The sequence below is a fragment of the Streptomyces sp. NPDC048269 genome, from assembly GCF_040652395.1.
Taxonomy (GTDB): Bacteria; Actinomycetota; Actinomycetes; order Streptomycetales; family Streptomycetaceae; genus Streptomyces.
This window is the reverse complement of record NZ_JBEZLW010000017.1, coordinates 76,414-90,156: the sequence shown is the minus strand read 5'-3', so window position 1 is coordinate 90,156 and position 13,743 is coordinate 76,414. Positions and strand designations below refer to the sequence as shown.

The window sequence follows — 13,743 nt, the reverse complement described above, 5'->3', positions numbered from 1 at the left end:
GCGCTCCAGGGGCGGCAGGCTGCGGCACGGGCACGCGGGGGCACCGAGCATACCGACCGGTAGGGAGGGAGGGGAGGGGTCTGCGGAGCAGTCTTGCGACCGGTGCCGAGCGGCTTCGGCGGAGCGGGCCTGGTGCGGCTGCGTCGGGCCGGGGCGCGGGTCGGTCGGGCGCGGGCCGGTCGGGCACAAGCCGGTCGGGCGCGGGCCGGTCGGGGAGCGCGGGCCGCTCGGGCGCGGGCCCAGTCAGCGAGGGGCCCAGTCAGGGACGGGCCAGGTCGGGGACGGGCCAGGTCGGGGACGCGGCCGGACGCCGCCAGGTTGGGGACGCGACCCGGTCGTACGCGGCCCGGGTGGGGGACGCGGCCCGGTCGTACGCGGCCAGGTGGGGCCGCGAACCAGGCAGAGCGGGGGTTTCAGTCCAGCACGCGGGACAGGTAGGCCTGCATCATCGCCCGGGTCTCGGCGACGATGCCGGGATCCCCCGCCGGGTCGGCACGGAAGGCCAGTTGGATCAGTGCGTCGGTGGCCTCGACGGCGACCAGTACGGCCCGCTCCAGGGTGGCGTCGGGGGTCAGGCCGAGGTGGGCGCAGAGCAGTTCGGTGAGGCGGGCCGCGACCAGGTGGTTGGGGTCGGCCTCCGGGCCGTCGGGCGGCGGCGCGGGCACGCCGAAGTCGACGAGCGCGAAGCCGGGGACGCTTCGCTTCATGGCGAGGTACTCGTCCAGTACGGCGTCGACGACGGGCCGCCAGTCGGTGGCGGGGAGGTCGGCGAGGCGGTCCGCGATGCCGTCGGCGTAGTGGTCCAGATTGCGGTGGGCGAGGGCGATGGCCATGGCCCGCTTGTTGCCGAAGAAGCGGTAGACCGAGCCGATCGGCACGCCGGCACGCAGGGCGACGGCTCGGGTGCTGAGGTTCTCGTACCCGGTCTCGTCGAGCAGCTCGGCGCAGGCGTCGAGGATCCGGGCGAGCCGGTCGGCGCTGCGCTGCTGGATCGGGGCGCGGCGCAGGGAGTGGGCGGGAGGCACGGGGTCCATCATGCCGTTCCTCGCTTCTCTGTCGAGCGGTGGCCTCAGTTCAACAGGAGGCTCAGCCCGCCGATGGTGTACGTGATCATCAGCGCGAGCAGCGGCAATTGGCCGGCCACCGCCTTCGCGGGCGGAAAGAGGCGCACGGAGCGGTCGTGGGCGGCTACGACACCGAGCACGTGGCCGGTGACGACGGCGACGACCTGGAGGGCTGCGAGGCCGCCGGGACCCAGTGGCGAGGCGGGTTCGGGGCCATTGTCAGTGCCGACTGCCATGCTGACTGTGCGTGGTCCTTCGGTTACCAGAAGGGAGAAGTAGTGGGCGACGAGATAGCCGAGCGCGATCGGCACGAGTGAGTGCGCGAAGGCGGTCAGCGGGCCGGGGTGCGGGCCGCTGACGAGGCGGGTGGCCGCGGCGCACAGGCAGTACAGGGTGGCGACGAGGGTGACGGAGGCGAGAAGTCCGAGAGTGGCCGTGGGGGTGCGGCCGAGGGGGGAGGTCTGCAGCGTGTTGATCCACGAGGGCTGATCGGAGAAGCCGTCGTAGGCGGTGGAGCCGAGCAGGACGCAGACGGTGGCGACGAGTCCGGGCCGCTCGGGTGTCGCGTCGAGTCCGTGGAAGGGGTTACGGAGAACCAGGCGGCCGTCGCTACGACGTCCGAGGAGGGAGAGGCGGGCCAGGAGGGCGGAGTAGGCGTCGAAGGCGTCTCCGTCGTCGAACCAGCGCTCGCCGAAGCGGGCGGCGAGCACGAGCTGGGTGGTGGCGTAGACGGCGAGGGCCATGAGGAGGGTGCTGGTGGATGCGGGATCGGGAGCGGCGAGTTCGAGCCAGGTGAAGGCGAACAGCCCGGCGGCGGCGGGCCATTGGCCGAGACCCGTGGGGAGGGGCCGGTCGGGGTCGGTGCGGCGCCGGGCTCGGCGGAGGAGGCGGTGCAGGGTCCGGAGCGGGTTGAGCAGGCGCCAGACGGGGCCGAGGAGGAGGGAGGCGGGGACGAGGCCGACCCAGAACAGGACGTAGACGGCTCCGGGAGCTGGGTTGCGTGCGGGGTCGTCGGGACCGAGGAGGAGGTGGAGGAGGACGGCCAGGGCGGCGGCGAGACCGAGTCCGCGCAGGGCGGTGCGGGTGGTGGGCGCGTCGGCGGCCCGCTGGAGGGCGACGGGCAGGGCGCGACCCGAGCGGTCGCCGTGGAAGCGGGAGGTGGACCAGAGCAGGCCGAGGGCCAGAAAGGAGACGAAGAGCGCGGCGAAGGCACCGGCGAAGGCGTAGAAGGGAGAGATCGGCAGATCGTGCTGGGAACCGATCCCGTGCGCTAGCGCGGTGAGCGGCTCGGCCAGGTGTGGGACCACGCCCTGGCCATCGCCACCACCGCCGGCGCCTGGAGCGACGCCCGGCCCGACGGGGGTCACCACCGACCGGCCCAGGCCGGTGTCCCGCACAGGCCACGGCCCGGCATCCCGGACGCGGGCCCGCGTCCGGAGATCCGGGCGAAGCCGACACGGGGCGCGACACCTTGGGCCGCTCCCCCGACGGGGGTGGTCCGGGCGATGGCGGCCGCGGGCTGTCCGGGGGTGGGGCCGCCCCCGGACGGCCGGGCGAAGCCGGCGCCGTCCTCGGCACCTCGGGCCACTCCCCGGTCCGGGATGGCCAGAGCGATGGCGGCTGCGGACGGTCTTGGGGCGGGCTTGCCCCCGGTGGGCCGGGCGACGCCGACACGGGACGCGGCACCTTGGGCCGCTGCCCCGGCGGGGGTGGTCTGCGCTGCGGCGGCCGCAGGCTGTCCGGGGGTGCGGCCGGCCCCGGCAGGCCGGGCGAAGCCGACACGGGACGCGGCACCTTGGGCCGCTGCCCCGGCGCGGGTGGCCTGCGCGACGGCGGCCGCGGGCTGTCCGGGGGTGCGGCCGGCCCCGGCAGGCCGGGCGAAGCCGGCGCCGACGCCGGGCACGTCAGCTTGGGCAACAGGGGTGGTCTGCGGGACGGCGGCCGCGCACGATTCTGGCGCGGGCTTGCCCCCAGCGGCCCGGGCGAAGCCGGCACGGGGCGCTGCGCCTTGGGCCGCTGCCCCGGCGGGGGTGGTCCGGGCAATGGCGGCTGCGGGCTGTCCGGGGGTGGGGCCGCCCCCGGACGGCCGGGCGAAGCCGGCGCCGGGCGCTGCGCCTTGGGCCGCTCCCCCGACAGGGGCGGTCCGGGCGATGGCGGCTGCGGGCTGTCCAGGGGCGCGCTTGCCCCCGGCGGGCGGGGCGAAGCCGACGCAGGGTGCGGGACCTTGGGCCGCTGCCCCGGCGGGGGTGGTCCGGCTGACGGCGGCTGCGGGCTGTCCGGGGGTGGGGCCGCTCCCGGATGGCCGGGTGGCGGCCGCGGGGGGCCTCGGCCACGAGGCCGGGGCGTCGGCCACGGCCGGAGTCAGCGGCAGCGGCTGCGGCTGCGGCTGCGGCTGCGGCTGCGCGGATGGTGGCGGCAGTGGGTGCGGTTTTGGCGAGGTCGTCTCGGGTGGTGTCGGGGTCATCGGACGAGGAGTTGGGTCAGGATCAGGGCGGACTCGTGGGTCTCGACCTCGAAGAGGCCGGTTCGGTCGGCCGTCAGGATCAGGGTGGCCTCCTGGCGTGCGGGCAGGGCGAGTTCCTTGTCGTAGCCGTGCACGTGCAGGGTGTCCGCGCGATCGCTGGTGACGCGCAGGGCGACCCGCTCGCCGCGCCGCAACTCGGTGCGGGCGGGGGCGGGGCTGACCCTGCCGTCCCGGACGGTGATGGTGACCGTCCGGTCGGCCTGCTCCGGCGGCGGGGTGGCGCCGTGGCTGTGTCCGCCGGGATGGCTGCCCGAGGCGGCGGCGGTGAGCTGCATCATGCCCTCGACCGGCTTGCCGGACACCGCCCAGGCGGTGTGGTCGTCCGCGTACAGGCGGACGGTCAGGGTGTGCGCGCCCTCGGGGACCTGCGCGGCGGGCAGGTGGAACCAGGGGCCGTACAGCCGGGCCAGTTTGCGGCCGTCGAGCTCAAGGTGGGCATGACCGGCGCCCGGGAGGGCGGCGCCGCCGGTGCTGTCGGGGGTGAAGCGGAAGTTCTCCACCGCCAGTTGGAGGTTCCAGCCGTCCTCGGAGTCCGGGCGGGCGGTGAGCCGCACCTCCGGCGCGCCCTCGGCCGGGACCTCGCGGAGCCGGTGGCCGGAGCCGTCGTCGGCGGTGAGCAGGGTGCCCGTGTTCCCGGAGGCCTGTTCGTGGGTGGTTCCGGGCTTGTGGTGGGTGGTGGCCCGCCCGCCGCAGCCCGTCACCGCTCCGGACGCGAGCAGCAGCGAGAGGGCGAGCAGGGCCGCGGTGCGGGCGTTCCGGCCCGCCCCGCGGGTCGGAACGGACGGCGTAACGCGGGCGTCGCGCCCGATGCGGTCGTCGGGCCGGTCGGTCACGGCTGGCCTCCTGCGGCCGGGACGGCTGGGTGAGTGGTCACGGAGCGAGGCCGAGGCACGGACCCACCCCCCGGGGTCGGGGGCGCCTGGTCGGCGGTCACGGGGCGGGCCGAGACGCGGGGCGGCGGGCTGGGGGCGGGGCGAACCCGTGGGCGGTCACGGGGTGACGGGCGGTCACGGGTTGGGGTCCGGGGCGCGCGTGGGGGTGGGGTCCGTGGCGGGTGGCGGTTCGGGGGCCGTGCTGAGGGCCGGGGCGGGCTCGGCCCGGGCTGCGGCGGGCTCGGCCGGGGCCGGGACCGGATCGGCCAGGGCCAGGGCCGGGACCGGATCGGACGCGGCCGGGGCCGGGGCCGGATCGGACGCGGCCGGGGCAGGGGCCGGGACCGGATCGGACGCGGCCAGGGCCGAGACCGGATCGGACGCGGCCAGGGCCGAGACCGGATCGGACGCGGCCGGCGCCGGGACCGGATCGGACGGGGCCGGGGCCGGATCGGACGGAGCCGGGGCGGCCGGGGCCGGGGCGGCCGGGGCCGGATCGGACGCGGCCGGGGCCGGGGCGGCCGGGGCCGGGGCCGGGGCCGGGGCGGCCGGGGCCGGGGCCGGGGCGGCCGGGGCCGGGGCCAGGTCGGCCGCCGGGGCTTCGCCGGGGCCGGAGGGGCGGGCCGGGGTGCCGGGGCGGGCCGAGGCGACGACTGCCCACAGGATCCAGACGACGGCGAGCAGGGCCCGCACCCAGGCGGGGCTCAGGGGGGTCCAGGGGATCATCAGGACCGCCTTGTCGAAGGCGTCCAGCAGGGTGAGCCCGGCCAGCAGCAGGGTCAGGCGGGCCAGCCACGGGCGGGTGGGCCGCAGGGCCAGGCCCACGCCCGTCCACCACGAGCCGAGAAGGAGGAGTGCCAGTGCCGGTACGAAAGTGGCGACCAGCCCGGTCGTGGAGCCGGCCACGTCCAGGGCCAGGCCCGCCAGGCCCAGCAGCGAGGCCACGGTGCCCAGGCGGGAGCCGCGCAGGCGGCGCCACCACAGCACCCCGCCTACCAGGAGCAGGACCGCCGCCACGGCGAGCGCGATCTGGGTCTCCACCCGTTCCAGTCCGCGGGCGCCGTACCAGTCGCAGCCGGCCGGGAGTCTGCGCGCCTGGACGCTGTAGTCCGCGCAGACGAGCAGCTGGACCAGCTTCACCGGTTCGCCGACCAGGCGGCCCGACGCCCCGGAGACGTCACCGCGCGCGGCCCCGCACCGCGGCACGGTGCCGGGGGTGGAGCCGTCGGGGCCGTCCTGCCAGCAGTTCGCGCGCCCCTGGCCGTCCCACCAGACGTCCATGCCGTTGGGTCGGGCCGCTCCGGACTTGTCCTTGCCCAGGGTGTTGCCCGCGTACCGGTTGTGGTGGGAGGTGTCGGCCTGCTTCGACCACTTCTCCTCGCCCCGGATGAAGGCGGGAACGGCGCTGAGGAAGAAGCCCGCGCGCTGGTGCCCGTACACCCAGTTGTTCTCGTAGATGTTCCAGTTGCCGCCCGCGGTGATGATGCCGGTCCCCGGCGGCATGGATATCTGCGGGCAGACGACGCCGCGCTCGTAGCCGCGCTCGACCGGCGGCTTGGCGCAGGTGCCGTCGGCGACGTACCCGTAGTAGTCCTGGTTGTTGTCGTGGATGAGGTTCCGCTCGAACTTGGCGTGGTTCTGCGGCAGTCCGGGGTGGCCGGGGAAGGCGCTGTCCATCGAGGCGCCGCCCATGTTCTGGTCGAACTCGTTGTCGTGCACCCACACCGAGTCACCGGCGGTGCCGGAGTAGCCGACCATGTTGTGGTGGCTGTGGCAGCCGGTGATCTCGATCGAGTAGCGGGGCACTTCGTAGCCCCGGCCGTCGTTGATGTTCGAGGCGCTGCCGGGGTAGATGCCGGAGTCTCCGTTGCCGTACGACTCGCAGTTCTTGTAGACCCCGTGGTCGCTGGCGAAGGTGAGGAAGCCGTACTCATCGTTCCACCGGGTCAGCACGTCGTCGATGACGAACCCGTCGCCCGCCAGCACGTACAGCGAGTTGAAGGTGGTGCGCTGGGCGGTGAAGTTGCGGAAGTAGACGCCATTGGACTTGTCGGCGCGGATCGCGTTCAGCTTCTGGTACTTGGCGTCGACGATCACGTCCAGCCGGGACGCGCCCGTGCCCTCGATCTGCAGGTTCGTCTTGCCGAGGATGGCGACGAGGTTCTGGTTGTGGCGGCAGGCCACCTGCTGCTCGTAGGTCAGGATCTGGTAGCCGAGCGAGGAGTTCGGGGCCTTCAGCTCTGCGCACTCCCCCGCCGGCGCCCCGAGCGAGGGCTCCTCCTCGTACAGGCCGGGGAGGATCGCGATGTTCATCCCCGGCCGGTCGACGGCGTCGACGGCCTCCTGGAGGTGCCGGAAGCCGCTCTTCTCGCACCGCTCGTACAGGGCGAGGTTCCGCTGTCTGAGCTCTTCGGGGAAGGCGGATATCCGGCGTTCGAACTCGGGCCGGCCCGTCTTGCAGACCACCAGGTCGGGCTCGGCCCTGCGGTACTCGGGCACGGATCCAGAGCCGTCGGGGAGGGCGACGGGGCGCTCCTCGTGCGCGCGGGCGGCGGGCGCGGCGGCGAGGAGTGACAGGAAGGCGAGGAGGGCGGCGAGGAGCGCCGCCGGCACGGCAGGGAACCTGCGGGTCCACGACATGCGCGTGAGAGTAGAGCAATGTTCATCTTTTGGGATCCCCCTCTGCGCGAATCCGTTACGAGGGACGACCGCTGAGGCGAGGGACCCGTCACGGGGGCCGTCACGAGGCCGTCACCGGGAGCGTGACGGCGGCCGTCACGAGGAAGGGCACCGTTGACGGGCGGGCCGCGGAATCCTACTGTCACCCATAGGATTCCTTCGACGGAGCGGGAGCAGCACATGAGCGAGCAGGCCGGCAACGGCAGCGAGCAGGCCAGGAAGACGGCGGAGGCGCTGGAGTACCTCACCGGCTTCGGCAACGAGCACAGCTCGGAGGCCGTCCCCGGCGCGCTGCCGCTCGGCCGGAACTCGCCCCAGCGCGCACCGCTCGGCCTCTACGCCGAGCAGCTCAGCGGCTCCGCCTTCACCGAGCCGCGCACCCACAACCGTCGCTCCTGGCTCTACCGGATCCGCCCCTCGGCCGCGCACCCGCCCTTCACCCGGATCGACAACGGGTCCCTGCGCACCGCGCCCTTCACCGAGGCCGCGACGGACCCCAACCGGCTCCGCTGGAACCCGCTGCCCGACCCGGCCCCCGGCACCGACTTCCTGGCCGGCCTGTGGACCCTCGGCGGCAACGGCGACGCCGCCCAGCGCGCCGGCATGGCCATCCACCTCTACGCCGCCAACGCCTCCATGACCGACCGGGTGTTCAGCGACTCCGACGGCGAGCTGCTGATCGTGCCCGAGCGCGGCGGTCTGCTCCTGCGCACCGAACTCGGCCTGCTCTCCGCCCGGCCGGGCGAGATGGCCCTGATCCCCCGCGGCGTCCGCTTCCGTGTCGAGCTCCTCGACGCGGACGCGCGCGGCTACGTCTGCGAGAACTACGGCCAGCCCTTCGAGCTGCCGCACCTGGGCCCCATCGGCGCCAACGGTCTCGCCGCCGCACGGGACTTCCGGGCCCCGGTCGCCGCGTACGAGGACAGCGAGCGCCCGACGGAGGTGGTCAACAAGTTCTGCGGCAACCTCTGGTCCGCCACCTACGACCACTCACCGCTCGACGTCGTCGCGTGGCACGGCACCCACGTCCCGTACGTCTACGACCTGCGCCGCTTCAACGTCCTGGGCTCGATCAGCTACGACCACCCCGACCCGTCCATCTTCACGGTCCTGACCTCTCCCTCCGACACCCCGGGCCTGGCGGGCGTGGACTTCGTGGTCTTCGCCCCGCGCTGGCTGGTCGGCGAGGACACCTTCCGCCCGCCGTACTTCCACCGCAACGTGATGAGCGAGTACATGGGCCTGATCGAGGGCGCGTACGACGCCAAGGCCGAGGGCTTCGTGCCGGGCGGCGGCTCGCTGCACAACATGATGTCCGCGCACGGCCCGGACCGGGAGACCTTCGACCGGGCCAGCGCCGCCGACCTGAAGCCGCAGAAGATCGACGACGGCCTGGCCTTCATGTTCGAGACCCGCTGGCCGATCACCGCCACCGCCCAGGCGGCCGGCGCGGATCACCTCCAGCGCGGTTACGACGACGTGTGGCAGGGTCTGCAGCGCCACTTCCGCGCCTGACCCCCGCTGCGTACGCTCGCCTGCGCCGCCGCACGCCGCCACCGTCCAGCCGTACGGAGATCCACCCGTGACCGCCTTCGCCCCCGACTCCCTGGTGCTGAACCGGAAACTGCCTCTCTGGTACCAGGTGTCGCAGTCGCTGCGCGCCTCGATACTCGGGCGCACCCCGGACGCCTCGCTGCGCCTGCCCACGGAGGAGCAGCTCGCCGAGCACTACGGGGTGAGCGTGCTGACCATGCGGCAAGCGCTCAAGGAACTGGAGGGCGAGGGCCTGATCAGCCGGCACCGGCGGCGCGGCACCTTCATCGAGGCGGGTGCGCTGCGCGGCGCCCCGGTGCGGCTGCTGGGCTCGGTCGACGCGATCGTGGCGCAGCAGTCGGGCGACCGTACGACGATTCTCGGCCACGGCCGCACCGCCGTGTCCGGGGAGCTGCTGGCGCACTTCCCGGACACGCCCGAGGTGGTCACCTACCGCCGGCTGCGGCACGACCGCGCGAGCGGCGAGCCGACGAACTGGGTGGAGAACGCGGTCCTTCCAGAGTTCGCCGAGGCGGTGGATCTGGCCGATCTCGAGCGGTGGCCGATGACGAAGGTCCTGCGGGACGTCGTCGGGGTGCGCATCAGCCGGATCACGGACACGGTGGAGGCGCGGCTCGCCGACCCGGAGACGGCCGAACTGCTCCAGGTCCCGCTGCTCAGCCCGATCCTGCACTACACGGGCGTGACCTACGACGAGGACGGCCGTGTCGTGGACGTGGCGCGGATCCGCTACCGCGGCGACCGGTTCTCCTTCACGGTGACGGTCGACGCCCACTGAGGGTCGACGGGTGACCCGGCGACCGGGCCGGGCTACTTCTTCTCCTCGTCGTCCTTCGTGCGCTCACCCTCCGCCTGGGACGGCGTCGTCCGCATCGTCTGGGGGTGCCGCTGCTTGCGCTGGGCCTCGTCCATGTCCTCGTCGAGCCGCTCACCCTCGGCCTGCGAAGGAGTCGAGTATTCGTCGTACTGACTCATGACCGTCTCCTCGGTCGATACGGTACGCATGCGACGTATGCCTACATAAGGAGCGTAACGCTTCGGCCTGGACGCAGCCCGGCCGCCGGATCCCGTCGCTACCATCGGCGGCGTGAGCGACGACCTTCCGCTGCTGGACGACCTGATGCCCTGGGCCGTGGGCAGCCTGCGCCTGGGCCGGGACTGGGTGGCCGCGCCCGGTCCGGCGGCCCTGCGCGCCCGCTGGGCGGCCCTGACCGGCGCCGAAGCCGCCGAGCGGGAGCGGCTGTTCCGCCCGAGCCGCAGCCGTACGCCCGAGGCCGGGGCCGCCGCGCTGCCCGGCCAGCGCTCGGCGACCGCCCGTTTCGCCGACGCGCCCGGCCCGTGCCCCGAGCCCGTACGGGTCCTCCGCGACCCCTTCGACGAGCAGTGGCTGCTGCCCGACCAGCGGCTCATCGACATGGCCCGCCCGGAGCTCTGGCGGGTCATGGACGAGCATCAGCTGTTCACCGTGGAGACCCCGGACCTGCTGGTCACCGCGCACCTTCCGGCCGGCCGGCTCGGCCGGATCCGCCCGCTGCACCGGCGCCCCGGCGGCGCCGAGCCGAATCTCGCGCCCGGCCTCCTGCCGCTGCTGGGTGAGCGGTACGGCGGCTGGGCCGCTCCCGAGGACGTGCTGTGCTGGATCCTCGCGGCGGGACGCCCCGGGCCGCGGGGGTACGAGGTCCCGCTCGCGGCCGACCCCGAGCGCTGGCGGGCGGGGCTGGAGCTGGGCCACCGGCTGCTCACCGTCCAGCTGCGCGGAGCACGGGGCGGGGAGCCGCCCCGGCTGCCCGGCGGGCGCCGTCCGTACGTCCGCTCGGCGCTGACGGCGTGGCCGCACGAGCTCGCGTACGACCCCGGGAGCGAGACGCTGAGCCTCGGCGGCGGGACCGTGTCCCCCGTACCGGCCGGGGCGTGGGAGTACGAGGCGCAGGGCGTGCGGGTGCTGGAGGCGTGGCTCGCCGCCCGCGGTGCGCACCGCGACCCGGCCGCCGACGGGCTGGAGGCGCTCGGCCCGGCCGAGTGGCCGCAGGCCTGGACCTCGGAGCTACTGACCCTGATCACGACCCTGGCGCTGCTGGCCGATCTGGCCACGGAGCGGGCCGCGTTCGAGCCGGGTCCCGGGCTGTCCGCCGAGGAGCTGCGCGCGGCCGGGGTGCTGCCGCCGCCGCGCTGGACAAGGCGCCCGGCCTCGGTCCTGGACCACCAGGAGGAGGGCCCGGGCGGCCAGTTCGCCCTGCTCTGACCCGGACCCCGGAACCGACCCCGGAACTCGAACCCCGGAACCGGAACCGGAACCCGGACCCCGGAACCCGAATCCGAACGAATCCGAACCCCGGAAGCGGAACCGGAACCCCGACCGGCAGAACCCCGGAACCGAGCCGGGGTCCGTAACCCCGGCCCAGAACCCGGCACCCGGCACCCGGCACCCGGCAATCCGTACCAGGCGGCAGGCACCCGCACCGGGCGGCAGCCCTACGGACCCCACGCCCCCAGCAGCCGCGACATCGAGCGGTCGAAGGCCGCGACCAGTTCCGGCCCCGCTTCGGTGATCGGCGCCGCGCCGCCCGTGAGGGCCGCCGCCAGCCTCGGGTACTGCCCCGTGGCCAGCCGCGAGCCGAGCCACGCCGCCCGTGCGCCCTGCTCCTCGGCCTCGCTCCAGGGCAGTGCCCGGGCCCGCTCGGCCAGTGCCAGCTCGCCCGCCACATAGGCGGCCACCATGCCGTTGACGGCGGCGATCAGCTCCAGCTTCTCGCCGTCCGCCGCCTCCAGCGGCGCCATGCACTCCAGGCTGTGCTCCAGGTACCGCAGGGCGTTGGGGCTGAAGCCGTGCACGGGGCTCAGCAGCCGCGGCAGCCACGGGTGGCGGTGCATCAACGCCCGCGTCTGGCGGGCCAGCGCGAGCAGGTCGGCCCGCCAGTCGCCGGTCGGCGCGGTGAACTCGTACTCCCCGCTGACCGCGTCGACCATCAGCTCGTACAGGTCCTCCTTGCGCGGCACGTAGTTGTACAGGGACATCGTCCCGGCGCCGATCCCGGCCGCCACGCGCCGCATGGAGACGGAGTCGATCCCCTCCTCGTCGGCGATCCGGACCGCCTCGGCGGCGATGGAATCGCGGCTGTGCGCGGGCCGGGGTCCGCGGCCGGCCCGCTGTGGGCGGGCCCAGATCACTTCGGGTTCAGCGGGTCGCCCGCCGGCAGTCATCGCTCAGATCACCTCGTCGTCTCGCCATCATCTTAGTTACGTACACCGTACGTAGTGCGGTAGGGTGCCGCCCATGACAACTACGTACGCTGTACTTAGTGAAGGTCTGGAGAAGAACTACGGGGAGGTCCGTGCCCTGCGCGGCCTCGATCTCGCCGTGCCGGAGGGCACGGTCTGCGGTCTGCTCGGCCCCAACGGGGCGGGCAAGACCACCGCCGTCCGGATCTTCACCACCCTCACCGCACCCACCGGCGGCCGCGCCCTCATCGCCGGCCACGACGTCACCCGCGACCCCGGGGCGGTCCGCCGTGCCATCGGGGTCACCGGCCAGTACGCCTCCGTCGACGGGGAACTGACGGGCCGCGAGAACCTGCGGCTCTTCGCCCGCCTCGCCGGACTGCGCGGCTCCGCGGGCCGGGAGCGCGCCGACGGGCTGCTGGAGCGCTTCGGGCTCGGCGAGGCCGCCGACCGGGTGGCGGGCACCTGGTCGGGCGGGATGAAGCGACGCCTGGACCTGGCCGCCGGCCTGATCACCCGCCCCCGCGTGCTCTTCCTGGACGAGCCGACCACCGGTCTGGATCCGGCGGCCCGCGAGCAGATCTGGACCGCGGTGGGGGACCTCGCCGCGGGGGGCACCACGGTGCTGCTGACCACCCAGTACCTGGAGGAGGCCGACCGGCTCGCAGACGACATCGTGGTCGTCGACCGGGGCCGGGCCGTCGCCACCGGCACCCCGGCGGAACTGAAGGCCCGGATCGGCGCCTACGCCGAGGTGGCCGTCGCCGCGCGCGAGGCCCTCACCGGCGCCGCCGTCGTACTGGACCAGCTCACCGGCGGCCGGCCGGCGCTCGACGAGGAACGGCTCACGGTCGGCGTCACCGTGCTCGACTCCGCGCTCACCCTGCCCCGGATCATCCGCGAACTCGACACGGCAGGGGTCCCGGTCACCGACGCGAGCCTGCGCCCGCCCACCCTCGACGAGGTGTTCCTGCGCCTCACCCGCACCCCCGCGCCCGCCCCGATGGCCGAGAAGGAGAACGCGGCATGAGCACCCTGCTGTCCGACGGCGGAGCCGTCCTCACCCGCCAGCTCCAGAAGGCCCGGCACGCCCCGGCGCTGCTGATCCTCACCCAGACCATGCCGATCACCATGCTGCTGTTCTTCGGCTACGTCTTCGGCAGCGCGCTCGCCATGCCGGGCGCGGAGTACCGCGAGTTCCTGGTCCCCGGACTGCTCGCCGCGACCGCCGCGAACGGCCTGATGACGGGCATGTTCACCGCCGCGCAGGACGCCCACCGCGGGGTGATGGACCGCTTCCGGACCCTGCCGATGAGCCGCAGCGCCGTCCCGCTCGGACAGACCGCCGCGGACCTGCTCACCACCGGCCTCTCCATGGTGCCGCTGATGCTGGTGGGGCTGGCAATGGGCTGGCGCATCGAGAACGGCCTGCCGGGCGCACTCGGGGCCCTGGGCCTGCTGCTGCTGTTCCGCTTCGCCACCGCGTGGGTGGGGACCTACCTCGGCCTGCTGAGCAAGAGCGAGGAGGCGGCGGGCCAGCTCGGCAGCGCCACCTTCGTCCTGCCGATGCTGTCCAGCGCGTACCTGCCGACCGCCGGGCTCCCCGGGTGGCTGCGTACGGTCGCCGAGTGGAACCCGATCAGCGCCGTCGCGACCGCCGTGCGCGAGATGTGCGGAAACGTCGGCGGCGAGGCGGCCGGAGCCGCGGCGGGCGCCGCCTGGCCGGCCGCGCATCCGGTGGCCGGGGCGCTGCTCTGGTCGGCGCTGCTGCTGCTGGTGTTCGCGCCGCTGGCGACCCGCCGGTTCGCCCGCGGCACGGCGGGCTGACATC

The 13,743-nt window shown here is 74.6% G+C and carries 11 protein-coding genes; 5 read left to right on the top strand and 6 right to left on the bottom strand.

From position 1 onward, the window contains the following. Positions 1–413 precede the first annotated feature (413 nt). The 4 genes from AB0D48_RS20415 to AB0D48_RS20400 form a co-directional block, all read right to left on the bottom strand. Positions 414–1,034 (bottom strand): TetR/AcrR family transcriptional regulator, encoded by a 621-nt coding sequence (locus tag AB0D48_RS20415; RefSeq protein WP_362398599.1) that lies wholly within the window; start codon positions 1,032–1,034, stop codon positions 414–416. 35 nt (positions 1,035–1,069) lie between these two features. Beyond that, complete coding sequence (locus AB0D48_RS20410; protein WP_362398441.1) at positions 1,070–2,371, bottom strand: hypothetical protein; 1,302 nt, start codon at positions 2,369–2,371, stop codon at positions 1,070–1,072. A 1,153-nt stretch (positions 2,372–3,524) separates the two neighbouring features. Next, positions 3,525–4,325: a hypothetical protein gene (locus AB0D48_RS20405; RefSeq protein WP_362398597.1), complete on the bottom strand. Its 801-nt coding sequence runs from the start codon at positions 4,323–4,325 to the stop codon at positions 3,525–3,527. Between the two features lie 270 nt (positions 4,326–4,595). Next, positions 4,596–7,100, bottom strand: coding sequence for a right-handed parallel beta-helix repeat-containing protein (locus AB0D48_RS20400; RefSeq protein WP_362398438.1), 2,505 nt, complete (start codon positions 7,098–7,100; stop codon positions 4,596–4,598). A gap of 219 nt (positions 7,101–7,319) precedes the next feature. Between AB0D48_RS20400 and hmgA the strand changes: the two genes are divergently transcribed. Both hmgA and AB0D48_RS20390 read left to right on the top strand, forming a co-directional pair. Beyond that, positions 7,320–8,654, top strand: coding sequence for a homogentisate 1,2-dioxygenase (gene hmgA, locus AB0D48_RS20395; RefSeq protein ID WP_362398436.1), 1,335 nt, complete (start codon positions 7,320–7,322; stop codon positions 8,652–8,654). Positions 8,655–8,721: 67 nt separating this feature from the next. Next, complete coding sequence (locus AB0D48_RS20390; protein WP_362398433.1) at positions 8,722–9,471, top strand: GntR family transcriptional regulator; 750 nt, start codon at positions 8,722–8,724, stop codon at positions 9,469–9,471. 32 nt (positions 9,472–9,503) lie between these two features. On the opposite strand, the gene AB0D48_RS20385 is transcribed toward AB0D48_RS20390, so the two are convergent. Then, on the bottom strand, positions 9,504–9,668 hold the full coding sequence (locus AB0D48_RS20385; RefSeq protein WP_362398430.1) for a hypothetical protein: 165 nt from the start codon (positions 9,666–9,668) through the stop codon (positions 9,504–9,506). A 145-nt stretch (positions 9,669–9,813) separates the two neighbouring features. Between AB0D48_RS20385 and AB0D48_RS20380 the strand changes: the two genes are divergently transcribed. Continuing rightward, a complete protein-coding gene (locus tag AB0D48_RS20380; protein ID WP_362398594.1) occupies positions 9,814–10,935 on the top strand; it encodes a type ISP restriction/modification enzyme in 1,122 nt (373 codons plus the stop codon). Between the two features lie 230 nt (positions 10,936–11,165). Here AB0D48_RS20380 and AB0D48_RS20375 read toward each other — a convergent pair whose 3' ends face one another. Next, entirely contained in the window at positions 11,166–11,894 is a 729-nt protein-coding gene (locus tag AB0D48_RS20375) for a TetR/AcrR family transcriptional regulator C-terminal domain-containing protein (RefSeq protein ID WP_362398427.1), read from the bottom strand. A gap of 73 nt (positions 11,895–11,967) precedes the next feature. Between AB0D48_RS20375 and AB0D48_RS20370 the strand changes: the two genes are divergently transcribed. Next, the gene (locus AB0D48_RS20370; RefSeq protein ID WP_362398424.1) at positions 11,968–12,942 is read left to right on the top strand and encodes an ATP-binding cassette domain-containing protein; all 975 of its coding nucleotides are present in this window, start codon (positions 11,968–11,970) and stop codon (positions 12,940–12,942) included. Continuing rightward, on the top strand, positions 12,939–13,739 hold the full coding sequence (locus AB0D48_RS20365; protein WP_362398421.1) for an ABC transporter permease: 801 nt from the start codon (positions 12,939–12,941) through the stop codon (positions 13,737–13,739). The genes AB0D48_RS20370 and AB0D48_RS20365 overlap by 4 nt, the downstream gene beginning before the upstream one ends. Positions 13,740–13,743 lie beyond the last annotated feature (4 nt).

Excerpts from the sequence above, each read along its gene's own strand:
- AB0D48_RS20400 (WP_362398438.1), bottom strand. The coding sequence starts at position 7,100 with ATGTCGTGGACCCGCAGGTTCCCTGCCGTGCCGGCGGCGCTCCTCGCC.
- AB0D48_RS20365 (WP_362398421.1), top strand. The coding sequence starts at position 12,939 with ATGAGCACCCTGCTGTCCGACGGCGGAGCCGTCCTCACCCGCCAGCTC.
- AB0D48_RS20385 (WP_362398430.1), bottom strand. The coding sequence starts at position 9,668 with ATGAGTCAGTACGACGAATACTCGACTCCTTCGCAGGCCGAGGGTGAG.
- AB0D48_RS20415 (WP_362398599.1), bottom strand. The coding sequence starts at position 1,034 with ATGGACCCCGTGCCTCCCGCCCACTCCCTGCGCCGCGCCCCGATCCAG.
- AB0D48_RS20375 (WP_362398427.1), bottom strand. The coding sequence starts at position 11,894 with ATGACTGCCGGCGGGCGACCCGCTGAACCCGAAGTGATCTGGGCCCGC.
- AB0D48_RS20380 (WP_362398594.1), top strand. The coding sequence starts at position 9,814 with ATGCCCTGGGCCGTGGGCAGCCTGCGCCTGGGCCGGGACTGGGTGGCC.
- hmgA (WP_362398436.1), top strand. The coding sequence starts at position 7,320 with ATGAGCGAGCAGGCCGGCAACGGCAGCGAGCAGGCCAGGAAGACGGCG.
- AB0D48_RS20370 (WP_362398424.1), top strand. The coding sequence starts at position 11,968 with ATGACAACTACGTACGCTGTACTTAGTGAAGGTCTGGAGAAGAACTAC.